This is a genomic window from Salipiger sp. PrR002, assembly GCF_010500775.1.
Taxonomy (GTDB): Bacteria; Pseudomonadota; Alphaproteobacteria; order Rhodobacterales; family Rhodobacteraceae; genus Salipiger.
In genome coordinates this window covers 125,310-147,270 of sequence record NZ_JAAGOU010000007.1, presented here as the reverse complement: position 1 = coordinate 147,270, position 21,961 = coordinate 125,310, and the positions used below count along the sequence as shown (strand labels likewise).

The 21,961-nt window shown below is 66.9% G+C and carries 19 protein-coding genes; 4 read left to right on the top strand and 15 right to left on the bottom strand.

What is annotated here, in order from left to right; genetic code table 11:
• The first annotated feature begins 101 nt into the window (after nt 1-101).
• Nucleotides 102-1,178 carry a 2'-deoxycytidine 5'-triphosphate deaminase gene (locus G0A00_RS09690; RefSeq protein WP_164181898.1) on the top strand — a complete coding sequence of 359 codons (1,077 nt, stop codon included), beginning with the start codon at nt 102-104 and terminating at the stop codon, nt 1,176-1,178.
• A 34-nt stretch (nt 1,179-1,212) separates the two neighbouring features.
• Here the strand turns inward: G0A00_RS09690 and G0A00_RS09685 are convergent, their stop codons facing one another.
• Both G0A00_RS09685 and G0A00_RS09680 read right to left on the bottom strand, forming a co-directional pair.
• Nucleotides 1,213-2,544 carry a diguanylate cyclase gene (locus G0A00_RS09685; RefSeq protein ID WP_164181897.1) on the bottom strand — a complete coding sequence of 444 codons (1,332 nt, stop codon included), beginning with the start codon at nt 2,542-2,544 and terminating at the stop codon, nt 1,213-1,215.
• Between the two features lie 100 nt (nt 2,545-2,644).
• Nucleotides 2,645-2,938, bottom strand: a complete 294-nt coding sequence (locus tag G0A00_RS09680; protein WP_164181893.1) for a hypothetical protein — start codon at nt 2,936-2,938, stop codon at nt 2,645-2,647.
• On the opposite strand from G0A00_RS09680, the gene G0A00_RS09675 reads away from it, so the two are divergent.
• Nucleotides 2,928-3,593 carry a DUF1236 domain-containing protein gene (locus tag G0A00_RS09675; RefSeq protein ID WP_066106394.1) on the top strand — a complete coding sequence of 222 codons (666 nt, stop codon included), beginning with the start codon at nt 2,928-2,930 and terminating at the stop codon, nt 3,591-3,593. The two genes, G0A00_RS09680 and G0A00_RS09675, sit on opposite strands and share 11 nt — an antisense overlap.
• A gap of 96 nt (nt 3,594-3,689) precedes the next feature.
• Here the strand turns inward: G0A00_RS09675 and scpB are convergent, their stop codons facing one another.
• The 7 genes from scpB to G0A00_RS09640 form a co-directional block, all read right to left on the bottom strand.
• The gene (gene scpB / locus G0A00_RS09670) at nt 3,690-4,298 is read right to left on the bottom strand and encodes an SMC-Scp complex subunit ScpB (RefSeq protein ID WP_164182008.1); all 609 of its coding nucleotides are present in this window, start codon (nt 4,296-4,298) and stop codon (nt 3,690-3,692) included.
• A 70-nt stretch (nt 4,299-4,368) separates the two neighbouring features.
• Complete coding sequence (locus tag G0A00_RS09665) at nt 4,369-5,166, bottom strand: ScpA family protein (protein WP_066106391.1); 798 nt, start codon at nt 5,164-5,166, stop codon at nt 4,369-4,371.
• Nucleotides 5,167-5,170: 4 nt separating this feature from the next.
• A complete protein-coding gene (locus tag G0A00_RS09660) occupies nt 5,171-6,172 on the bottom strand; it encodes a glycoside hydrolase family 3 N-terminal domain-containing protein (protein WP_368667680.1) in 1,002 nt (333 codons plus the stop codon).
• A complete protein-coding gene (locus G0A00_RS09655) occupies nt 6,169-7,200 on the bottom strand; it encodes an SPOR domain-containing protein (protein ID WP_235953060.1) in 1,032 nt (343 codons plus the stop codon). Before G0A00_RS09655 ends, G0A00_RS09660 begins: the two co-directional genes overlap by 4 nt.
• Before the next feature lie 34 nt (nt 7,201-7,234).
• The gene (gene argS / locus G0A00_RS09650) at nt 7,235-8,977 is read right to left on the bottom strand and encodes an arginine--tRNA ligase (protein WP_164181891.1); all 1,743 of its coding nucleotides are present in this window, start codon (nt 8,975-8,977) and stop codon (nt 7,235-7,237) included.
• A 133-nt stretch (nt 8,978-9,110) separates the two neighbouring features.
• Nucleotides 9,111-10,976: a sodium:proton antiporter gene (locus tag G0A00_RS09645; protein WP_164181889.1), complete on the bottom strand. Its 1,866-nt coding sequence runs from the start codon at nt 10,974-10,976 to the stop codon at nt 9,111-9,113.
• An 88-nt stretch (nt 10,977-11,064) separates the two neighbouring features.
• A complete protein-coding gene (locus tag G0A00_RS09640) occupies nt 11,065-12,231 on the bottom strand; it encodes a deoxyguanosinetriphosphate triphosphohydrolase (RefSeq protein ID WP_164181887.1) in 1,167 nt (388 codons plus the stop codon).
• Nucleotides 12,232-12,364: 133 nt separating this feature from the next.
• On the opposite strand from G0A00_RS09640, the gene G0A00_RS09635 reads away from it, so the two are divergent.
• Entirely contained in the window at nt 12,365-12,688 is a 324-nt protein-coding gene (locus G0A00_RS09635) for an iron-sulfur cluster assembly accessory protein (protein ID WP_164181885.1), read from the top strand.
• 75 nt (nt 12,689-12,763) lie between these two features.
• Here G0A00_RS09635 and G0A00_RS09630 read toward each other — a convergent pair whose 3' ends face one another.
• Together G0A00_RS09630 and recA are read right to left on the bottom strand one after the other, a co-directional pair.
• The gene (locus G0A00_RS09630; protein ID WP_164181883.1) at nt 12,764-13,210 is read right to left on the bottom strand and encodes a DUF302 domain-containing protein; all 447 of its coding nucleotides are present in this window, start codon (nt 13,208-13,210) and stop codon (nt 12,764-12,766) included.
• Nucleotides 13,211-13,431: 221 nt separating this feature from the next.
• Nucleotides 13,432-14,499 (bottom strand): recombinase RecA, encoded by a 1,068-nt coding sequence (recA, locus tag G0A00_RS09625; RefSeq protein ID WP_164181881.1) that lies wholly within the window; start codon nt 14,497-14,499, stop codon nt 13,432-13,434.
• Between the two features lie 180 nt (nt 14,500-14,679).
• Here recA and G0A00_RS09620 point away from each other — a divergent pair, with 180 nt between their 5' ends.
• Nucleotides 14,680-15,273, top strand: a complete 594-nt coding sequence (locus tag G0A00_RS09620) for a gamma-glutamyl kinase (protein WP_164181879.1) — start codon at nt 14,680-14,682, stop codon at nt 15,271-15,273.
• Between the two features lie 9 nt (nt 15,274-15,282).
• On the opposite strand, the gene G0A00_RS09615 is transcribed toward G0A00_RS09620, so the two are convergent.
• The 4 genes from G0A00_RS09615 to guaB all read right to left on the bottom strand — a co-directional run bounded on the left by G0A00_RS09615 (nt 15,283) and on the right by guaB (nt 21,938).
• Nucleotides 15,283-17,475 (bottom strand): PAS domain-containing sensor histidine kinase, encoded by a 2,193-nt coding sequence (locus G0A00_RS09615; RefSeq protein ID WP_235953069.1) that lies wholly within the window; start codon nt 17,473-17,475, stop codon nt 15,283-15,285.
• Between the two features lie 277 nt (nt 17,476-17,752).
• On the bottom strand, nt 17,753-18,907 hold the full coding sequence (locus tag G0A00_RS09610) for an RsmB/NOP family class I SAM-dependent RNA methyltransferase (RefSeq protein ID WP_164181877.1): 1,155 nt from the start codon (nt 18,905-18,907) through the stop codon (nt 17,753-17,755).
• A 183-nt stretch (nt 18,908-19,090) separates the two neighbouring features.
• A complete protein-coding gene (locus G0A00_RS09605) occupies nt 19,091-20,314 on the bottom strand; it encodes an amidohydrolase family protein (protein ID WP_164181875.1) in 1,224 nt (407 codons plus the stop codon).
• Between the two features lie 175 nt (nt 20,315-20,489).
• On the bottom strand, nt 20,490-21,938 hold the full coding sequence (gene guaB, locus G0A00_RS09600; protein ID WP_164181873.1) for an IMP dehydrogenase: 1,449 nt from the start codon (nt 21,936-21,938) through the stop codon (nt 20,490-20,492).
• Nucleotides 21,939-21,961 lie beyond the last annotated feature (23 nt).

The following is a 21,961-nucleotide window of genomic DNA, read 5'->3' as shown; positions in this document are numbered from 1 at the left end:
TCACACAGCCGCGCCCGAAGCGCTGCCCGCGCGCATTTGCCGTTCCCCTCGCCCACGCCGCTTGCTAAGCAAGTTCAACGCAATACCGGGGGATCGTGACCATGACAGGGGTGCTCGCCAGCCAGCAGATTTCGGCGCTCGTCGACAGCGGAGCCATCCGCAGCGCAGCACCGCTCGTCGAGGGGCAAATCCAACCCGCCAGCCTCGATCTGCGACTCGGCCATGAGGCGATCCGCGTGCGCGCCTCCTTCCTCGCCGGGGCCGGACGCCCGCTGGACGCGCGGCTGCAGGAGTTTGAGATGCACCGCGTCGACCTCACCGAAGGCGCCGTGCTGGAAAAGGGCTGCGTCTATGTGGTGCCGCTGCTCGAAAGCCTCGATCTGCCCGAAGACCTCTCGGCCGTCGCCAATGCCAAAAGCTCGACCGGGCGGCTCGACCTGCTGACCCGCACGATCACCGACGGCGGCACCGAGTTTGATCGAATCGCGCCCGGCTACAAGGGCCCGCTCTACGCCGAGATTTGCCCCCGGTCCTTCTCAGTGCTGGCGCGCACCGGCATGCGGCTCAACCAGATCCGTTTTCGGCGCGGCCAGTCGGTGCTGAGCGACGCCGAGCTTGCCACCCTGCATGAGGCCGAAACGCTGGTCAGCGGCGGCCCGGCGGTGATTGGCGAGGGTCTTGGCTTTTCCGTCGACCTGCAGCCCGGCGCTGGCGAACTTGTCGGCTGGCGCGCCAAGCCGCACACCGGGGTGATCGACCTCGACCGGATCGGGCAGTATGACCCGGCGGAGTTCTGGGACCCGCTGCAGGCCTCGCGCGGGCAGTTGATCCTCGACCCCGACGCATTTTACATTCTCGTCAGCCGCGAAGCGGTGCATATCCCGCCGCTCTACGCTGCCGAGATGGCGCCCTATCTGGCCATGGTCGGCGAGTTCCGCGTGCATTACGCGGGCTTTTTCGATCCCGGCTTTGGCCATTCCGCGGCGGGGGGCAGCGGCTCTCGCGGGGTTCTGGAAGTGCGCTGCCACGAAGCGCCCTTCGTGCTTGAGCATGGGCAGATCGTCGGGCGGCTGGTCTATGAGCGTATGGATGAGCCCCCAGAGCAGCTTTATGGGGCCGGGATCGCCTCGAACTATCAGGGTCAGGGTCTGAAGCTGTCGAAGCACTTTCGCAGCTAAGACCCCATAAGACTCCGCGCTGACCGCCGAAGCGTCACGCCGCCTCACAGAGGACCACGCCCCGCTCGCCCTGCTTGCGGGCCTCATCCAGCGCCTGCCGCGCCCGGCGCAGCGCAGGCCCGAGATCGCCGTCGCCGCGCCGCGCCATAACCACAGCAGCGGTGAGCGCAATCGGCAGCAATTCCCGCTCGGGATCGCGCAATTCCCCGCCCCGCGCGCAGAGGTCCTGCGCCCGCATCGTCAGGGAATCCAGTGTGCAGTTCCGGGCTAGCAGCATGAGGCCCATATCCTCGTCGCGGCAAAGCAGTTCCTCTGGTGCGAGGTCGCGGTGCAGCCCGACAGAGACCAGCCGCAGCACCCGTTCGGCGGCGGTGCGGCCATAGCGCGCCTCCAAAGCGTCTATCCCCTCAACCTCGAGGAGCACGAGCCCTTGGCTGGTCAGCGGCCCGAAGGTGGCGCTGTACAGCTCCGCCGAGGCCCGGGTGCGCATGCCCGTCGACGGATCGCGCATCGCAGCACGGTAGAGCCGCCATTCGGTGAGACGCAGCCGCGAGGCGCTGGCGTCAAATTTGCCGCCAAGAAAGAGGATCGCTGCCAGCATCACCAGCGTGTCCACCAGCATCAGCGTCACGCTCGACAATTCGAGCCATGGGCCCGGCACGAAGCGGACAGAGACCGCCTGCACCGCCACCAGCACGAGCCACGCGAGGAGGATGCCGCGCACGATCCGCCCCGAGGACGAGCCGCTGACCAGCGGCCGCAGCAGCGCGCGGCGGGCATGTCTGGAAACATTGGCCACCCCAAGCGCCAGCAGCAGCAGCGATGTGGACAGGGACATATCGCCGAACATCACGGGCTGTCCGTTGAGATAGCCCACGGCGGCGATGAACGGCAGGAACATGGTCATCAGCGTCAGGCTGAAAGACGACAGCGGCAGCCGCCGGTAGCAAAGCTGCGCCCCGGCCAGCAGCACGAAGGACACCGCGGTGTTGCCGCCCATGCGCCCGGCGCCCACGGTGATCCCTGCGCGGTAGCCGAGCCCGGTGAGCAGGCACAGCGCAATGACCATGAGCCAAAGCAGCGTCTCGCGCCCGTCAGAGCGGCGCAGGGGCCGCTGCAGCAACGTCGCCGACAGCGCCGCGACCCCCGCCAGCAGCGTCGGCAGAGACAGCGCCGCGTCGCCGCTAGGCGCATAGAGACGCGAGATGCCGTAGATATGCCCCTCTGCCGCGATCAGCAGCAGCGCACCGGCCAGCACCAGACAGACCATGCGCGTCCACGCGAGGGGCCGGAGGCTGGGATGGGCGGGCGCGAGAAACACGCCGTTCTGCGCCGTCAGAGCCTGAAATTTCGCACTGTGATCCACCTGTCCGGCCTCCGGAATTCGCTTGGTAAGACAGGCATCCTCGCAGATCGCAGTTAAGGCGGGCTTTAGATGACGCCGCCGCCGCGCCGCGATCTTCGACTTACTCCGACGCATTTGACGAAAACCTGCGCGGACCTGCCATCACCGGCTGCCGGGCGACGTCAAAAGCATACCCAGATCGCGCGAGGGCAAGATAACTCCCCCCGTTGCGATCTTGTTCCAATTCACCAAGCCGCCAAGCGCCATTCCGCCCAAACAATGAAATATCAATCACTTCGGGCGGTTTTTTCATCTTTCCGGGAACGGTCTTGCTGATCTTGCGGTTGAGGCACCAGAACGGCGGATCGCAGCGCGGCCGCCAAAGATCAGAAAGGATTACTCCGATGACCACCAAGAAAACGCTTCTGCTTTCGCTGCCGCTTGCCGCTCTAGTTGCCGCTCCCGTCTCCGCCGCGATGAGCGCCTCGGCCACCACCGAGCTGAACCTGCGCGCAGGCCCCGGCCCGCAGTACCAGATCGAGAACGTGATCCCCTCGGACGCCGAAGTTGACGTGAAGGGCTGCCTGGCAGACGCGGAATGGTGCGAGGTGAGCTATGAAGGTGTGGAAGGCTGGGCCTATTCCGCCTATCTGACCACCCCGGTCGAGGACGAGCCGGTTGTGCTTTACGAAAATCGCGATCGCGTCGAGGTGAAGACCATCACCTATGAAGACAAGGACAATGCCGCAGCTGGCGCAGGCGTCGGCGGTGCATGGGGCGCGGCCGTGGGCTCGCTGCTGGTGGGCGGCCCGGCTGCCGTCGCAGCAGGCGCGGTGCTGGGTGCCGTGACCGGCGCGGCCAACAACGCCGAAGAAAAGACCGTCACCTATATCGAACGCAACCCGGTCGAGCCGGTCTATCTGAACGGTGAAGTCGCCGTGGGCGCAGGCATCCCGCAGGAGATCGAGGTCTATGAGGTGCCGGAGAGCGACTTTGAGTATCTCAACGTCAACCAGCAGACCGTGCTGATCGACCCCGAGACCCGACGCATCGTTCAGGTCGTGCGCTAACTTATCGCCACAATGGTCTGATTATAAATACGAAAGGCCCCGATTTATCGGGGCCTTTTGACGTCTGCAGCGCGCCTTGGACTGGCAAAGACGGAGTCAGTCTTCGAACAGTTCCGACTGACCGGGGGCTTCGTCTTCCTCGTCGTCCTCGTCTTTCTGACCCAGCGAAATGCTGCCCGGCGGCGGGCGGTTGTCGAGCAGACCGGCGGCGCGAAGTTCCTTCAGCCCCGGCAGGTCGCGCGCGTTCTCCAGCCCGAACTGGTCGAGGAAATCCTGCGTCACCACGAAGGTCACGGGGCGGCCCGGGGTCATCTTGCGGCGGCCAAAGCGGATCCACTCCATCTCCAGAAGCTGGTCGATGGTGCCGCGCGAAACGCTGACGCCGCGAATCTCCTCGATCTCGGCGCGGGTGACCGGCTGGTGGTAGGCAATGATGGCCAAGGTCTCGATCGCCGCGCGCGAGAGCTTGCGGGTCTCCACCGTTTCCTTTTGCATCAGGAAACCGAGGTCGGGCGCGGTGCGGATCGCCCAAGCGTCGCCGACGCGCACCACATGCACGCCGCGCCCCTCATAGCGTTTGCGCAGATGCGCCAGCGCTTCGGCGGGATCGCAGCCATGCGGCATGCGGTCTTCAAGCTCGCGCACCGTCACCGGCTCGGCAGAGGCGAAGAGGATGGCCTCGACCATGCGCTCCTGCGCGCCCATGGGCGGTGCCTCGAACAGGCTGTCCTGATCCTCCTCGGCAGGCTGCTCGGGGCGGAAATCGTCGATATCTTCACTCACGCGGGGTCTCTCTCTTGCGCAGATGGATCGGCGCGAAGGTCTCGTCCTGCCGGATCTCCACATGGCCTTCCTTGGCCAGTTCCAGCGAGGCGGCAAAGGTGGCGGCGGTGGCAGAGCGCCAGCGCATGGGATCCTCGGACCAGCCATCGGGCAGCCAGCCGGAAATGTCGGTCCACTCCCCGGCAAAGCCCATCAGCCCGCGCATCCGGTCGAGCGCCTGCTCCATGGTGAAGACATCGTGGCGGTCCATCACGAAGGGGCGGAACTCGTCGCGGGTGCGGATGCGGGCATAGGCCTGCATCAGGTCGATCAGCGAGGCGGTGTATTTCACCTTGCGCACGCGCTGCATGTCTTCGGGGATGCCACGGGCGAAGAAGTCGCGGCCCAGACGGTCGCGCGCCATCAGCCGGGCGGCGACGTCGCGCATGGCCTGCAGACGCTCGAGCTGGAAGGCAAGGTGGGCGGCCAGTTCCTCGCCCGACGGCCCCTCTTCGGTGGGATCGGGCGGCAGCAGCAGGCGCGATTTCAGGAAGGCCAGCCAAGCGGCCATCACCAGATAGTCGGCGGCCAGTTCGATGCGCAGCTCCTTGGCGCGCTCGACGAAGGCGAGATACTGGCGCGACAGCTCCAGCACCGAGATCTTGCGCAGATCGACCTTTTGCGTGCGCGACAGCGACAGCAGCAGGTCGAGCGGCCCCTCATAGCCCTCGACGTCGACGATCAGCGCCTCCGCCGCAAGACGGTCGGCGACGCTGAGCGTCTCGAACTCCAGTTGCGAATTGTCCTGCATGTGATCAGCGGTGCCCGGCCAGCAAGGCCTCACGTTCGGCCCTGAGGGCCGCTATGTCAATCTCGGCAGGCACGGTGCGCGTGCGCAGCGCCGCCTCGGCGCGCGTCTGCGCAGCCTCTGTCATCAAGCCCGCCTCGCCCACAGCCTGCTCCATCTCGGGCATCTTGCCGTTGCAATGCAGCACCAGATCGCAGCCCGCGGCAATCGAGGCCGCGCTGCGCGCGCCGATGCTGCCCGAGAGCGCCTCCATCGAGATGTCGTCGGTCATCAGCAGGCCCTGAAAGCCGATGTTTTCACGAATGAGCGTGATCATCGCCGGGTCGATGGTGGCGGGCTTGGTGTTGAGCCCTTCAAAGACCAGATGCGCGGTCATCGCCAGCGGCAGATCGGCGAAGGGCCGGAAGGCGGCGAAATCCACCTCTTCCAACTCCGCGCGCGGCGCGTCGATGCGCGGCAGGTCTTTATGGCTGTCGAGCTGCGCAAGCCCATGACCGGGCAGGTGTTTCATCACCGGCAGCACGCCGCCATCGACCATGCCCTTGGTCGCGGCCTTGCCCATTTCGACGACCTGCGACAGGCTCTCGCCATAGCAGCGGTTGCGCAGGAAGGCATGGGTCTGAGGCCGCGCCACATCGAGCATGGGCGCACAATTGCCGTCGATCCCCAGCGCCAGAAGCTCGGCGGCGATCAGGCGATAGCGCAGTTCCATGGCGCGCGCGGCGTTGGGTCCGGCCTGCATCACCTCGTCGAGCGGCGGCAGGAACTCGGTGGCGAGCGGCGGGCGCAGGCGCTGCACGCGGCCCCCCTCCTGATCAATGAAGATCGGGGCGTGCCAGCCCACAGCGGCGCGCAGATCGTCGCAGAGCGCGCGGATCTGCTCCGCCGTATCAAGGTTGCGGGCAAAGAGGATGAAGCCGAACGGGCGCGCTTCGGCAAAGAAACGCGCCTCGTCCTCGCTCAGCACCGGGCCGAGCGGGGCCAGAATAGTCGCTCCGAAGCGGCTCACCGGGTGGTCACCGGGATGCAGTCGGCGTTTTCGGCAACGAAGGCGGCGCAGAAGCGGCGCGCGTCGGCCAGATCGTCAAAGCCCGCAGCGCGCAGCCGGTAGAAGGTGCGCCCGCCCGAGCTTGCCTTTTCGATCACCCGATCCTTGCCGTCCATGAACTCGCCGAACCGGGCGCTGAAGCGCTGCCATTCCTCGCGCGCCACATCGGCGCTGACATAGGCGCCAAGCTGCGCAAGCCGTGTGCCCGCGGGCAGCGTGTCGGGGCTGATCTCTTCGGGGCCAACGGCTTCGGGCTCTGCCGGGGCCAATGCGACCGGCTGGTTGAGCAGATCGCCGGGACGGGTGGAGGGCCGCAGCGAGCGGATCAGCGCGCCCGCGGGCGCGGCGCCGGTGACGCTGGCGACCAGTTCGCCCTCGCCGTTCTCGCCATCAAGATCGCTGAGCGGCTTGGCATTGGCGGCGATCTGATCGGCAAGCGCCTGAATCGGATCGACCTCGCCGCCTTCGGCCAGATCATCGCTCAGCCCCTCGCCGGACGCGTCGCTGGACAAGACCGCCGGTTCGATCCGGTCGGCGTTGCGCCGCGCCTCGGCCAGCCGCGATTGCGGGATATCTTCGTCCGAGAGGCCAATGCCCTGCGGCGCCAGCAGCAGCCGGTCCGCGCCGCCCGCGGCGGTGCCGGTCCCGGCTACGGCGTTGACCGCAAGCCCCTGATGGTCGGCGGTCGAGCCGCCCGGATCCTCGGGCGCGACGCGCATGGGACCGTCCATGGCCTGCACCACGGGGATCCCGTTCACATCACGCATCAGAAGATCGTAGCCCCAGACGCCAACGCCAACGACCAGCGCCAGCGACACCGCCGCGCCGGCCCAATTGGCCAGCGATGCGGCGCGGCGCCCGGACGGGGCCGGTGCCTCCGGCCCCTCATAGGGGTAATCGGGGTAGTCCGCGGAATAATCCGCCGGGTAGTCCGCCATGTCTGCCTCGGTCTGCCTGTCGGGCCGGCGACGGGTGTCGCTGCCGGCCATCTTGCTCTGCCTTGTTGCCCCGAGGCGCCTTATGTCAGCGCATCTCTTCTGCCGGGGTCACGCCCAAGATACCAAGACCCGCCGAAATGACAACCGCGACGGCCCGTGCCAGCGCGATTTTGCCTTGGCTGACAGTCGGATCGTCCTGCAGGAAGCGCAGGTCGGGCTCGTCGTGGCCGCGGTTCCACAGACCGTGCAGATCCGAGGCCAGTTCGTTGAGCCAGATGGCAACCTTATGCGGCTCGTGGCCCTTGGCGGCGATCTCGACGAGGCGCGGCCATTCGGCGACCTTCTTGGCCAGCGACAGCTCTGCCTCATGGGTCATGCCCGACAGATCGACCTTGGAAAGCGCCGCATCGCTGACGTCGATCCCCGCCTCCTGCGCCTTGCGCATCACCGAGCAGACACGCGCGTGGGCGTATTGCACGTAGAACACCGGGTTCTCGCGGCTCTGCTCGACGGCCTTGGCAAAATCGAAGTCCAGCGAGGCGTCGTTCTTGCGGGTCAGCATGACGAAACGGGTGACATCGGGGCCAACCTCTTCGACCACGTCGCGCAGGGTGACAAAGGTCCCCGCCCGCTTGGACATTTTGAATTCTTCGCCGTTTTTGAAGAGCTTAACCAGCTGGATCAGTTTGATATCCAGCGGCACCTTGCCATCCGACAGCGCCGAAACCGCCGCCTTCATCCGCTTGACGTAGCCGCCGTGGTCGGCGCCGAACACGTCAATCAGCATGTCGAAGCCGCGGCTCACCTTGTCGTAGTGATAGGCGATGTCGGGGGCGAAATAGGTCCAGCTGCCGTCCGACTTCATGATCGGGCGGTCGACGTCGTCACCATGCTCGGTCGACTTGAAGAGGGTCTGCTCGCGCGGTTCCCAATCCTCGGGCTTCTTGCCCTTCGGCGGCTCCAGCACGCCGCGGTAGATCAGGCCCTTCTCTTTCAGCGAGTCGATGGCGGCCTCGATCTTGCCGGTGCCGTAGAGCGACTTTTCCGAGAAGAAATGATCCATCTTCACGCCGAGCAGCGCCAGATCCTCGCGGATCATGCCCATCATCTCGTCGGTGGCGAAGTTGCGCACCTCTTCGAGCCATTCGGCCTCGGGCTGATCGACATATTTGTCACCAACCTGCGCCTTCAGCTTCTCGCCGACGCCGATGAGATACTCGCCCGGGTAGGTTCCGGCTTCGAACTCAACGGTGCGGCCATGCGCTTCGAGGTAGCGCAGGTACACCGACCGCGCCAGCACATCGACCTGCGCGCCGCCGTCGTTGATGTAATACTCGCGCGTCACAGCGTAGCCCGCGTAGTCCAGCAGCGAGGCCAGCGCATCGCCGAAGACAGCGCCGCGGGTATGGCCCACGTGCATCGGGCCGGTGGGGTTGGCCGAGACATATTCGACGTTGACCTTCAGCCCCTGCCCCATGTCCGAGCGGCCATAGTCGGTGCCGGCCTCTAGCACGGTGGCGGGCAGCGCCTGCCACACCGACGGGTCGAGGCGCAGGTTGAGGAACCCCGGCCCCGCAACCTCGGCGCTGGCGATCCGGCTGTCGGCGCCCAGCTTGGCGGCGAGCGCCTCGGCGATGTCGCGCGGCTTTTGCTTGGCGGGCTTGGCCAGCACCATCGCGGCATTGGTCGCCATGTCGCCATGCGAGGGGTCTCGCGGCGGCTCCACCGTCACGGCGGCGGTCGCCAGCCCTTCGGGCAGCGCGCCTTCGGACTGCAGCGCCTCGATTGCCTGAAGGACAAGCGCGCGAATGTCGGTGAAGAGGTTCATCTATCTGTCTCCATACGGTCGGATGCTCCTCTACCATCTTGGCCCGCAGGGTCAAATGCAGAGAGCGGCGGAATGGCCGGGAATGTGCTGGAACGCCGGCAGGCGGCCCCGAAACCGAACCCCGGCCCCTGCCCTAGACCGCTTTCGCGCCCTTCAGCGTGTCATTGCCGTTCTCGTCGCGGCGGTCTTCCTTGCGCTCTTCGCGCTTGGGCGCCAACACCACCAGCCGCACGCCGTCGGCCTCTTTCGGCGCATCGTCCGGCCCGAGCAGGCGGAAGGTGCCATTGGGCCCAAGATCGGCCACGATATGCCCGCGCGGGTTCATCTCGCGCCAGTTTTCCAGCGTGAACTCTTCGGTGAGCCGCGAGACGCGGAATTCCCAGCCCTCGGAGATGCGCGCGTTGCCCTCCCAATAGCTTTCGTCCGGCCCGAAGCGGCGCCCGCCCAGCGTGGCGGGCAGTGCGTGGCGGGACGAACTGTCGCGCTGGGGCTTGAGCTGGAAGATGTGCTCGCGCCCGAAATCCGGCGCAAGGTCGGTGGCCACCAGCGTGTTGTAGGCGTCATTGTCGGTGGCGGCGATCAAATGCTCGTAGCTCACCAGATCGAGCCGATGCTCGGCGGCTTCCGACAGGATGTCACCAAAAAACGTATCGAGCCCCGCCTTGCGCGCGTCGCGCAGATGCGCGTGGTTGGGATCGGCGATCAGAACGGGCAGTTCCAGCTTCTTCAGCGCCAGACCCAGCGCCACCGACCAGCGCGAGCCGCCGGTGATCAGCACGCCGGGCGTCTCGGTCGCGGTCTGCCCCAGCAGCCGCGCCATGGGCGCCAGCGTGAAGCCATGCAGCACCACCGTCGCCGCCACCAGCGCGAAGGCCAGCGCCGGAATGCGGCCCGCGTCCTCGATCCCCAGCGACACCAGCCGCTGCCCAAAGAGCCCGGCCACCGCCACCAGCACCACGCCGCGTGGCCCGGTGAAGGCCACCAGCAGCCGCTCGGACCACGGCAGATTGGTGCCAATGAGCGAGATCAGCACCGGAATCGGCCGCGCCAGCAGGATCACCGACAGCACGAAGGCGGCGGCGCGCCAGTCGAGCGACGTCAGCGTCTCGCGGCTCATATTGGCGGCGAGCAGGATGAACACGCCCGACACCAGCAGGATCGTCGCGTGCTCCTTGAAGCGGCGCATCTCTTCGTAGCTGGCGAGCCCGGCGTTGGCGATCCACACGCCCATCAGCGTTACCGCCAGCAGCCCGCTTTCATGCAGCACCGAGTCGGCCAGCGCAAAGACCGCCAGCATCGACACGAACAGGACCGGCACCTTCATATACTCGGGCACCTTGCCGCGCTTGAAGGCCTGCGACAGCCCCCAGCCGCCCAGCACCCCCAGCGCCGAAGCCGCAAGAATGCCCACCGCGATATCGACCAGCGCCTCGCTCATGGACACGGCATCGGCCAGCACGGTGACCACCTCGAAGGCGAGCACCGCCGCCAGCGCGCCGACCGGGTCGTTAACGATGGCCTCCCATTGCAACAGCGCCGAGGGGCGGTGTTTCAGCCGCGCCTGCCGCAAGAGCGGCGCGATCACTGTGGGGCCGGTGACGATCATGATGCCGCCGAAGACCGCCGAGCTCTCCCAGCTCAGCCCCGCCACCCAATGCAGCGCCGCCGCCGAGGCCAGCCAGCCCAGCGGAGCGCCGACAAAGATCAGCCGCCGCACCCCAAGCCGCGCGTCGCGCAGCCCCTGAAAGTTGAGCGTCAGCCCACCCTCGAACAGGATGATAGCCACGGCGATCGCCAGCATCGGCTCCATCAGCTCGCCGAAATCGCCATGCGGATCGAGAATGCCGAGACCCGGCCCGATGGCCAGCCCCGCCACCAGCATCACCACGATCGCCGGCAGCTTCATCCGCCATGCAAGCCATTGCGATCCCACGCCAAGCGCGCCCACGAGGGCGAAGCCAAGTATAGGGTCGATCCCGCCCATATCAGGTCCGGTCATTCATGGGCCCTTTCGTCTGTCCCGCGCCTCCCGCGTCCATGATCTGGTCCGCGGGGCAGCTCTGTCCAGAGCACAGGCTAACACGGGCTCATGGCACGTCGTGCAGGATATCCTTGCCGGTGAGCTTGGCATGCTGCTGCAGGGCGAAACGGTCGGTCATCCCGGCCACGTAATCGGCCACCATCCGCGCAAGCTCGGTCTCGCCGCGCGGCTCGGTCGCGCGCCAGCGCGCCGGCAAGAGCAACGGGTTGTTCATATAGATCGGGAACAGCTCCATCAGCGCCTGCGTCACCTTCTCGCGGATCACCACCACCGAAGGGGCGCGATACATGCGGGTGAAGAGGAACGTCCGCACCTGTTTCAGCTCGCGGTACATCTCATCCGAGAAGGCCACCACCGGATGGCCAAGCGCGCGGATGTCGTCGCAGCTCTGCGGGTTCGCGGCGGCGATGCGGGCGCGGCTGGTGTCGATCACGTCGCTGACCATATAGCCGAAGACCCGGCGCAGCGCCTCATGGCGGCGGCGGTAGGCGTCGAGGCCCGGATAGAGCCGGTCGACCTCGGCATAGGCGGGCGCGATCAGCGGCAGATCGGCGATATCCTCTTCGGTGAACAGCCCGGCGCGCAGCCCGTCCTGCAGATCGTGGTTGTTATAGGCCACATCGTCGGCGATCGCCGCCACCTGCGCCTCGCCGCTGGCATGGGTGTGAAGCTCCAGATCATGCTCGGCGTTATATTCGGCCAGCGCCAGCGGCAGCGTCTCACCCTCTTTCAGCGGCAGCAGCGGGCCGTTGTGCTTGGCGATCCCCTCCAGCGTGTCCCAGGTGAGGTTCAGCCCGTCGAACTCGGCATAGTGGCACTCGAGCCGGGTGACGATGCGCAGGGTCTGGGCGTTGTGATCGAAGCCGCCATAGGGCGCCATCAGATCATGCATCGCATCCTCGCCGGTATGGCCAAAGGGCGTGTGCCCAAGGTCATGCGCCAGCGCCACCGCTTCGGTCAGGTCGGTGTTCAGCCCCAGCGCGCCGGCCATGGTGCGCGCCACCTGCGCCACCTCGATGCTGTGGGTGAGCCGGGTGCGGTAGAAATCGCCCTCATGTTCGACGAAGACCTGCGTCTTATGTTTGAGCCGGCGGAAGGCCGAGCTGTGAATGATGCGGTCGCGGTCACGCTGAAAGCACGAGCGGAACGCGCTTTCCTCTTCCGCCACGCGGCGGGGTCTCGCCCCTTCGGGGTCGCAGGAATAGATAGCCATCTCTTCAGCCTTTCAGCGCATCGGGTCGCGGCTCACGGCACGGTGGTTGGCACGGCTGCGCCGGGTGGTTGCCGCTGCTCTTGAGGATCCCTATATTATGGACCGACCGGGAGATAAACCTTTGAGGCCGCCCATGAACCTGCCCCCGAAAGTGACTGACCGCGCCTATGAGCGCCTCGCCGAGATCGGTGCGGGCGCGCAGGGCAAGGCGCTGCGCATCGCCGTCGAAGGCGGCGGCTGCTCGGGCTTTCAGTATGACATCCGCCTCGACGAGGCCGCCGAGGACGATCTCGTGCTCGAACGTCAGGGTGAGCGCGTGGTGGTGGACAGCGTCTCGCTGCCCTTCCTGACCGACGCAGTGATCGATTTCTCCGAAGAGTTGATCGGCGCGCGTTTCACCATCGAGAACCCCAATGCCACCAGCTCCTGCGGCTGCGGTACCAGCTTCTCGATGTAAACGCGCCCTGCCCATGACGCATCAAAGCCACGGCAGCGCCGTGGCTTTTTTGTTTGCCTGCAAGGCCTTCCACGCCTATTCTCCGGCGGCCGCGGTGGCGAAGCGCTGCAGCGCCTCCTCCATCTTCTCGATGTACGCGGCGTCATCGTCGATATCGAGATCGTCGAAGGTCTCCTCCGGCTCCTCCCAGAGGATCTGCGTTTCGCCATCCTCGCCCGCATAGACCAGCATCTTCAGCGGTAGGTAGAGCCCGGCCCGCATGTCGTCCTGCATGGCGGGCGTGCCGAGCTTGGGGTTGCCGAAGATCAGAAGCTGCGCCTCGGCAAGCTCCATCCCCGCCGCCTGCGCGCCCGCGCCGTGATCGACGCGCGCAAAGACACTCGCTCCCGCGGCTTTGATACTGGCCTCGAGCCTGTCCGCGACCTCGGCCACCGAACCTTCGGCCTGCAAGCGCTCCACATCCGCGAAAGCTGCGGCGGGCAAAAGCGCCGCGAGCGCAATGGGTGCAAGAAGATGTTTCATATCGCTCCTCCCTAAAGCTGCGTAGCCAAAACCAGCATCCGACGCCAGAGGTTCCCCGCAAGCCTCTCCGCCACCGCCACAGCCCGCTGCGGCAAAGGAAAAAAAGGGGCGCGCCCGCCAAGGCCCGCCCCTTCTTCTCTTTTCAAATACGCATGTCGCGATCGCGCCATCGGCGCTGCGTCAGCGGTCCCGACTGGCGGTCAGCACCAGTGGTCCGCGCCTCAGTCCTCGGTGACCGCGTCGTCGCCGTCGCTGCCGTTGAACTCGAGCCCATGCGCCGCCCGGATCTTATCCTCGATCTCGGTGGCGATCTGGGTGTTTTCCTTCAGGTAGTTCTTGGCGTTCTCACGCCCCTGACCGATGCGCTCGTCCCCGTAGGAATACCAAGCACCGGATTTGTCGACCACTCCGGCCTTGACCCCAAGGTCCAGCAGTTCGCCGGTTTTCGAAATGCCTTCGCCGTACATGATGTCGAACTCGACCTGTTTGAACGGCGGCGCGACCTTGTTCTTCACCACTTTGACGCGGGTGGCGTTGCCGACCACTTCGTCCCGGTCCTTGATCGAGCCGATGCGGCGGATGTCGAGGCGCACCGAGCTGTAGAACTTCAGCGCATTGCCGCCGGTGGTGGTTTCGGGCGAGCCGAACATCACGCCAATCTTCATCCGGATCTGGTTGATGAAGATCACCATGCAGTTGCTGCGCGCGATCGAGCCGGTAAGCTTGCGCATCGCCTGGCTCATCAGGCGGGCGTGCACGCCGACCGAACTGTCGCCCATGTCGCCCTCAAGCTCGCTCTTGGGGGTCAGCGCGGCGACGGAGTCGACCACCACGAGGCTCACCGCGCCCGAGCGCACCAGCGTGTCAGTGATTTCCAGAGCCTGTTCGCCGGTGTCGGGCTGCGAGATCAGCAGCTCGTCAAGATCGACGCCCAGTTTCTTGGCGTATTGCGGGTCAAGCGCATGTTCCGCGTCGACAAAGGCCGCAACGCCGCCCTTTTTCTGTTCCTCGGCCACCGCATGCAGGGTGAGCGTGGTCTTGCCCGAGCTTTCCGGGCCATAGATCTCGATGATCCGGCCCTTGGGCAGGCCGCCAATGCCGAGGGCGATGTCGAGCCCCAGCGAGCCGGTGGAGGTTGCCTCGATGTCGCGCAGGGCGTTGTCGCCGCCCAGCTTCATGATCGAGCCCTTGCCGAATTGCCGCTCGATCTGGGCCAGCGCCGAGTCGAGTGCCTTTTGCCTGTCCGCGTTGCGCTTGCTGTCCATAGTCAGAAGATCTGCCGTTGCCATGATTTCCGATCCTTATTTCACACCGCGTCCGGGGCGGCAATCGCTGCTTTTGTTCGCCTCTTGTTCTTACTTGCCGTTATGGGACCAAAAAGAGAACATTTCAAGCACGAACTCACGTAAGTCTTGCGAAACATGGTTAAAGAGTAGTTTATCGGCAAAAAGACAAAGCTGGGGACGGGAATGCTGGTGTTCTGGAAGGCGCGGCTGGTGCTGCTGGCGGTTCCAAAGACGGGAACCTCTGCCTATGAGGCGGCGCTGGGGCCACATGCGTCGATGGCGGTGCTCGACCCGCCCGAGCTGAAACACGCGCCGGTCTACCGCTACAACCGCTTCTTCCGGCCGATGTTTGAGAAGATGGGCGTCGAGCATATGGAGCTTATGGCCGTGGTGCGCGAGCCGGTGTCCTGGCTCGGCTCGTGGTATCGCTATCGCCAGCGCGGGTTTCTGGAGGGCAAGCCCACCTCGACCCGCGGCCTCAGCTTCGACGATTTCGTCGAGGCCTATACCCGCGGCGAGCGCCCGCCCTTCGCCAATGTCGGCAGTCAGGCGAAATTCGTCGAGCCGCGGCCCAATGGCACCAACGTCACGCATCTGTTCCGCTACGAGAACCAAGCGGTGATCACCGGCTTTCTGGAAGAGCGTCTTGGGCTGCAGCTGGATCTGCCGCGAGAGAACGTCTCGCCGCGCGCCGATCTGGCGCTGTCTCCCGAGATCGAAGCGAAGCTGCGCCGCAAATGCGCGGCGGATTTCGAGCTTTGGGAGCGAGCCGGCTGAGCCCGCCCCTCAGGCCAGCTGCCGCTGCACCGTCTCGGTGAGATCGCTGAGCGAAAACGGCTTGGGCAGGAACACCGAATTGGGCACCTCGATCCGGCTCTTGTCGAGCGCTTCCTCGGCATAGCCCGACACGAAGACCACCCGCGTGCCGGGCCTATCGACCAGCGCCCGGCGCACCCAGCTGGGCCCGTCGAGCCCCGGCATCACCACATCGGTGACAAAGACATCCACATGCAATTTCGCATCGCCGAGGATCTCCAGCGCCTCCTCGGCGGTCTCGGCCTCGATCACCTCAAAGCCCCGCAGCCGCAGCGCCCGGCCCGCAAAGGCGCGCACCGGCGCTTCATCCTCGACCAGCAGCACGGTGCTGCCGTCGCGCGGCGCTGAGCTGGCGCTCTCCTCGGGCCTTACTGTTTCCACCTCGGCGGCCTGCTCATGGGCCGGGAAGAGCAGCGTGAAACAGCTGCCCTCGCCCACCACGCTGTCGACAAAGATGAAGCCGCCGGTCTGTTTGACGATGCCATAGACCGTCGACAGGCCAAGCCCCGTACCCTCGCCCGTGCGTTTGGTGGTAAAGAAGGGCTCAAAGACTTTCTGCAGCTTGTCCTGCGGGATGCCGACGCCCTGATCGACCACCTTCACGCAGGCATAGGCCCCCGGCTCGACCCGCGCGCGGTCGCGCTGCAGCGGGTCGTGCAGCACGCAGCGCTCGGTCTCGATGGTGATCTCGCCGCCCTCGGGCATGGCGTCGCGGGCGTTGACCACGAGGTTCATCATCACTTGCTCGAGCTGGCGGCGGTCGCCGCGGATCGGCGGCAGCACCGGATCGTGGCGCAGGGTCAGATTGACCCGCTCCCCCACCAGCCGGTTGAGCAAATGGGTGAGGTCCGACAGCGTGTCGCGCAGGTCGAGCTTTTCGGCGCTGAGCGTCTGCTTGCGCGAGAAGGCCAGCAACTGTCCGACCAGCGCCGCCGCGCGGTTGGCGTTCTGGTTGATCTGCATGAGGTCGGCGTAATCGGCATCGCCCTGATCATGGCGCAGCAGCAGCAGGTCGCAATGGCCCGAGATGGCGGTCAGCAGGTTGTTGAAATCATGCGCGACACCTCCGGCCAACTGGCCGATCGCCTGCATCTTCTGGCTCTGGACGAATTGCGCCTCGAGCGTTTTGAGCTCGGTCGCGTCGTTCAGCACCGCGACAAGCTCGGCGCGCCCGCCCTCCATCACGCGGTTGAGGGTGACCTGCACGAACACCTCGCGGTCCGGACGCACCAGCCGCAGGAACTCCGAACGGTGCAGGCCACGGCCCGCGGCGGCATCCACCAGCCAGTCAGTGATCGCGCGGCCCAGCCCCTCCATATGTTCGCCGATCCGGCTGCCGTCGGCGCTGGTGACTTCGAGCATCCGGCAGGCCTCGGGGTTGGCGCGCAGGATCAGCCCGTCGGGGCGCAGCCGCAGCAGCGGCACAGGCAGCTCGTCAACGCCGTCGCGCACCGCTGCGCCGCTGGTGTCCGGCAGCCGCTGCAGGGTGATTTCCTGCCGCCCCACGCCCGCATCGGCGATATGGATCTCGAAACTCTCCGGCCCTTCCGCCGTGACCACCTGCTGCACCATGCCCGAACGCGGCGCGGCTTCGAGCACCTCGTCGAGCCGCTTGATGCGGCGGCCCAGCAGGCGCCGCGCGGGCGCGTTCATATAGAGCACCGCGCCGCTGCGCCCCACGGTCAGCACCGGCGTTTCGGGGCTATGGAGGCGCGGCGGCACCGCCGGATCGGCCAAGGGCCGCGGCGGCAGACGTTCGAGCCGCCAGCAGGCCGTGCCCGCGGTTTCGATCAAAGTGACCCGGTAGCGCCCCGCAGAGGACACCACATCCTCGCTCGCCCCGCCCTCGCCATCGGCGCGCAACAAGAGCCGCTGGATCAGCGCCGCAGCGTCGGGCAGCAGCGGCGACAGCACCGCCTCGACCCGGTCGCCCGGGCCCGCGCCCAAGCCAGCGCGCGCCGCGCGGTTGGCATAGCTCACCCGCCCGCCGCTGCCCGAAAGCAGCGCCGGCACCGGGTCCACCTCGATAAGGCCCTCAAGCGCCGCCACATCGCGCCCGGCGCGGCGCCGCCCCAGACCGCGCCGCAGCGCCAGCAGCCCCGCCAGCGCAAAGAACGCGCCGCCCGCGGCAAACAGCGCAAGCTCCATCTCGGCGCTGGCCATATCGCCCGGCGGCGGCAGGAATGCCGCCGCGGCGACGCAGCCCAGACCGGCCGCCGCCAAAACGAGACCCGGAACCATCTCGCGCAACTGCCGCGGCAGCCCTTTCGCCTCATAGGCCTCTGATTGCGTCACACTGCCTCCATTCCCGCGACAAGCATCACGTCTTCATGTGGCACATGCAGGATTAACCAAAGGTTAACCGCGCCGTGACATGACGTCAGGCAGCGGATGGAGCGGCAAGATTGCGCTTCAGGAAGGGAGTTTCAAAAAGGGAGCTTCAGGAGGCGCGCTTCAGGAGCGCGTGATAAAAACCGTCGCCACCGTCGCGCGGCAGATACTGGCGCTGCTCCGTCACCGTCCACTCCGGGTGGCGCTGCGTGAACGCCGCGATCTGCGCGCCGTTCTCGGGCGCCAGCATCGAGCAGGTCGCATAGGCCAGCACCCCGCCGGGGCGCACCAGACGCGCGGCGATATCGAGGATCTCGGCCTGCACCTTCTGCAATTCCTCCAGCCGCTCCGGCGTCAGCCGCCATTTGCCTTCGGGCGCCCGGCGCCACGCACCGCTGCCGGAACAGGGCACATCGCAAAGCACCAGATCGTAGCTGCCCTTGGGTTTGGCCACGGGGCGCACACGGGCCCCGGCGCGCTCGGCGCGGGCGGGCAGATCGGACATGCGGCGCGGCTCGGCGTCATGCGCCTCGATCTCGCCGCCGGTGCGGGCGGCCATGGCGAGCGCCTTGCCCCCACCCCCGGCGCAATAATCCAGCACCCGCAGTCCCGGCGCCAGCGGCAGCGCCTCGACCACCGCCTGACTTGCCACGTCCTGCAGTTCTACCAGCCCATCGGCAAAGGCGCGGCCCTGCGCGATACGGCGCGCGCCTTCGATTACCTCGAGCGCCCCTGCGGCGAGCGGATGCGGGCGGGTCTCGATCCCCTCGGCGGCCAGCGCCTCCTGCGCCGCGGCCAGATCCCCGCGCAGGCTGTTGACCCGCAGAAACACCGGCGCGCGCTCGCGCAGCGCCTCGGCTGCCGGACCCGCCTCATCGCCAAGGCTTTCGGTCAGCAGAGCGTCGAGCCAATCGGGCATGTCGCGCGCCTCGGCGCCCTCGGGCAGCGCGCCCGCCGCCGTTTCGGCATCGGTCAGCGGCGCGGGGGCGTGGCCGTCGCCGGTGAACAGCGTCTCGGGCGCGATCCCCTGCTGGCGCAGCAATCCGATGAGCCGCGCGCGACCGCTCTCGCCGCCGCCCTGCACGGCGGTCGAGCGCCAGCGCCGCAGCGTGTCGAAGACATGGTCACGCACCGCCGCCCGATCCTTGGAGCCCGCGTAACGCGCGCCCCGCGACCAGCCAAGCAGCGCCTGTTCCGCCGCCATGCCGCCAGCGATCCGGTCGAGCACCTCGGCGGCGGCCTGAAGCCGTGCGCCGGGGGTCATGCTGCGCGCTCCGCCCAGAGGGCCGCGCCCGTGATCGTCCGGCTGACCCGCCCTGTGATGGAATGCTGCATGGCGCCTGCCCCTCTACCTCGCCCGCCTTGGGCCGTTCAGCGCCCCTCTACCCGGCTCCGGCGCGGCGCGTCCAGCGCTTTCCCCGCAGCGCCTGCCCTGCGACGCCCAAGCTCAGGGCCACAGCAGCCGCGGCGCGGGCGCCTCAAAGCTCATCCGTCCGGCGCGCATCCCCCACAGCGGCCGCCCGATCTCGGCAACCGTCGCCGCCCGGCTCGCCCCCGGCAGCAGCACCAGATCCGCCGCGCTGCCCAGACGGATCGCCGGATCGCGCCCCAGCAGGCGGAACGCCGCGCCGCTCACCATGTCGAAACAGGCGCTGAGATCCGCCTCCTGCCCCAGTTGCGCGACATTGGCGAAGAGATTGGCCATACGCGGCAGCGAGCAATCGCCATAGGGCGTGAACGGGTTGAGCACATTGTTGGTAGCCACCGTGCAGCACACGCCGCCCGCGTGAAAGCGATGCGCCGGCGCCACCCCGCGCGGCACCGCATGATCGAACTCGCGCCCGGTGATGAAGAGATCGGTGGCCGGCAGCACGGTCAGCGCGATCCCCGCCTCACGCAGCAGCGCAACGCTCTGCGCCAGCGCCTCGGGCGGCAGCATCGAAAGCTTCGTGACATGGCCGATCGCCACCCGCCCCTGCATGCCAAAGGCGATGGTCTGGCGCGCCACTTCATCCAGATGCCGCCAGCCGGGATCGAGGTCGAAATCGAGGTGGAAATCCAGATCCACATCGAACTCCCGCGCCATCTCGAAGATCCGCGCAATCTGCCCATGCGGGTCACTGTCGGTATAGGGGCAGCCGCCCAGCAGATCGGCCCCCTGCGCCAGCGCCGCGCGCAGCAACTCTTCGGTGCCGGGATAGTTCAGCAGCCCTTCCTGCGGAAACACGCAGATCTGCAGATCGAGCGCCCAGGCATAGTCCTTGGCCAGTTGCTGCACCGCGTGAAACCCCGCCAGACCGATCACCGGGTCGATCTCGACCTGCGTGCGGATGAGCGTGGTGCCCTGCCCGATCGCCTGTTCCAGCACCTTCGCGCCGCGGGCGTAGACGTCTTCTTGGGTGAAACCGCGCTTGGCCTCGGTCACCGCCTCCAGCGCGCCCTTGAGCGTGCCACTGCGGTTCACCGCGCGTTCGAGGATGCAGGCCTTATCGAGGTGCAGATGGCTGTCGGCAAAGCCGCGGATGAGCAGCCCGCCCCGCGCCTCGCGCACCGGCGCATCGCTGTCGATCCGCGGCGCGATGGCGGCGATTTTTCCCTCTGCGATGCCAATATCAACCGGCGCTGCACCGTCCTGCAGCCGCGCCTGAGAGATGACGAGATCGAGGGACATGGCAAGGCCTTTCGCATGGGAGGCGCCGCGTGCGGCACCGTTCAACCGCTTCTAGCCATTGGGTTTCCGCCAAGGCAAGACAGGCACCGCAGGATCGCAGTTCGCGCAGTTGGGATTGCGCAGAAAAAAGGCCGGCCCCGAAGGACCGGCCCTGATCTTCTCAAACCGCCGCGGCTTAGCCGATGCGGTAGTTCGGCGACTCGCGGGTGATCTGCACGTCGTGCACGTGGCTTTCCGACAGGCCGGCGTTGGTGATGCGCACGAAATTGCAGTTCTTGCGCATGTCTTCGACGGTGGCGTTGCCGGTGTAGCCCATGGCGGCGCGCAGGCCGCCGACGAGTTGGTGGATCACCGCCGAGGCCGAGCCCTTGTAGGGGACCTGGCCCTCGATGCCCTCGGGCACCAGCTTGTCGCTCGCCGCGTCTTTCTGGAAGTAGCGGTCCGCCGAGCCGCGCGCCATGGCGCCGAGGCTGCCCATGCCGCGGTAGGCCTTGAACGAGCGGCCCTGATAGAGGATCACCTCGCCCGGGCTCTCGTCGGTGCCCGCGATCATGCTGCCGACCATGGCGCAGGACGCTCCCGCCGCGATCGCCTTGGCGAAATCGCCCGAGAACTTGATGCCACCGTCGGCGATCACCGGCACGTCACCGGCGGCCTTGGCGCAGTCCATCACCGCCGTCAGCTGCGGCACGCCAACCCCGGCGACCATGCGGGTGGTGCAGATCGAGCCCGGGCCGATGCCGACTTTCACCGCATCCGCGCCCGCGTCGATCAGCGCGCGGGTGGCATCGGCGGTGGCGACGTTGCCCGCGATCACCTGCACGTGGTTCGACAGGTTCTTGGCGCGGGTCACCGCCTCGAGCACCCCGGCGCTATGGCCGTGCGCGGTGTCGATCACCACGATGTCGACGCCCGCATCCACCAGCGCCTCGGTGCGCTCAAAGCCAGCCTCGCCGACGCCACTCGCCGCAGCGACACGCAGACGGCCCAGTTCGTCCTTCGAGGCGGTGGGGTTGACCACGGCCTTCTCGGTGTCCTTCAGCGTCAGCAGGCCGGTGAGCTTGCCGGTGGCATCGGTGACCAGCAGCTTCTCGATCCGGCGCGCGCGCATCAGGCTGATCGCCTCTTCGCGGTCGGCGGGCTCTTGCAGGATAGCAAGGTGTTCCGAGGTCATCATCACCCGCACCGGCGTGTCGGGCTTTTGCGCAAAGCGCATGTCGCGGTTGGTGACGATGCCGACCACGCGGTGTTTCTCATCGACCACCGGGAAGCCGGTGAAGCCGTAGCGCTCGGTCAGCGCCTGCGCATCGGCCAGCGTCTGCTCGGGGGTCAGCGTCACCGGGTTGTAGACGATGCCACTCTCAAAGCGCTTCACCCGGCGCACTTCCTGCGCCTGACGCAAGATGTCGAGGTTCTTGTGGATCACCCCGATGCCGCCGGCCTGTGCCATGGTGATGGCCATGCGGGCCTCGGTCACCGTGTCCATCGCCGAGGACAGCAGCGGAATGTTGAGCGCGATGCTCTTCGTCACCCGCGTGCGCGTGTCAGCCGTGGACGGCAGAACGCTGGACGCAGCGGGAAGCAGTAGGACGTCGTCGAAGGTGAAAGCCTCGCGAATCTCCATGGGGGTGGCTCCTTGGGAGGGTA

What these genes read in the sequence shown, in the direction of transcription:
- G0A00_RS09635 (WP_164181885.1), top strand. Translation starts at nt 12,365, where the DNA reads ATGAACCTGCCCCCGAAAGTGACTGACCGCGCCTATGAGCGCCTCGCC.
- G0A00_RS09675 (WP_066106394.1), top strand. Translation starts at nt 2,928, where the DNA reads ATGACCACCAAGAAAACGCTTCTGCTTTCGCTGCCGCTTGCCGCTCTA.
- argS (WP_164181891.1), bottom strand. Translation starts at nt 8,977, where the DNA reads ATGAACCTCTTCACCGACATTCGCGCGCTTGTCCTTCAGGCAATCGAG.
- G0A00_RS09605 (WP_164181875.1), bottom strand. Translation starts at nt 20,314, where the DNA reads ATGTCCCTCGATCTCGTCATCTCTCAGGCGCGGCTGCAGGACGGTGCA.
- G0A00_RS09615 (WP_235953069.1), bottom strand. Translation starts at nt 17,475, where the DNA reads ATGGCCAGCGCCGAGATGGAGCTTGCGCTGTTTGCCGCGGGCGGCGCG.
- G0A00_RS09665 (WP_066106391.1), bottom strand. Translation starts at nt 5,166, where the DNA reads ATGCAGGACAATTCGCAACTGGAGTTCGAGACGCTCAGCGTCGCCGAC.
- G0A00_RS09690 (WP_164181898.1), top strand. Translation starts at nt 102, where the DNA reads ATGACAGGGGTGCTCGCCAGCCAGCAGATTTCGGCGCTCGTCGACAGC.
- G0A00_RS09610 (WP_164181877.1), bottom strand. Translation starts at nt 18,907, where the DNA reads ATGACCCCCGGCGCACGGCTTCAGGCCGCCGCCGAGGTGCTCGACCGG.
- G0A00_RS09645 (WP_164181889.1), bottom strand. Translation starts at nt 10,976, where the DNA reads ATGACCGGACCTGATATGGGCGGGATCGACCCTATACTTGGCTTCGCC.
- recA (WP_164181881.1), bottom strand. Translation starts at nt 14,499, where the DNA reads ATGGCAACGGCAGATCTTCTGACTATGGACAGCAAGCGCAACGCGGAC.
- guaB (WP_164181873.1), bottom strand. Translation starts at nt 21,938, where the DNA reads ATGGAGATTCGCGAGGCTTTCACCTTCGACGACGTCCTACTGCTTCCC.
- G0A00_RS09655 (WP_235953060.1), bottom strand. Translation starts at nt 7,200, where the DNA reads ATGGCCGGCAGCGACACCCGTCGCCGGCCCGACAGGCAGACCGAGGCA.
- G0A00_RS09640 (WP_164181887.1), bottom strand. Translation starts at nt 12,231, where the DNA reads ATGGCTATCTATTCCTGCGACCCCGAAGGGGCGAGACCCCGCCGCGTG.
- G0A00_RS09620 (WP_164181879.1), top strand. Translation starts at nt 14,680, where the DNA reads ATGCTGGTGTTCTGGAAGGCGCGGCTGGTGCTGCTGGCGGTTCCAAAG.
- scpB (WP_164182008.1), bottom strand. Translation starts at nt 4,298, where the DNA reads ATGGGCGCGCAGGAGCGCATGGTCGAGGCCATCCTCTTCGCCTCTGCC.
- G0A00_RS09630 (WP_164181883.1), bottom strand. Translation starts at nt 13,210, where the DNA reads ATGAAACATCTTCTTGCACCCATTGCGCTCGCGGCGCTTTTGCCCGCC.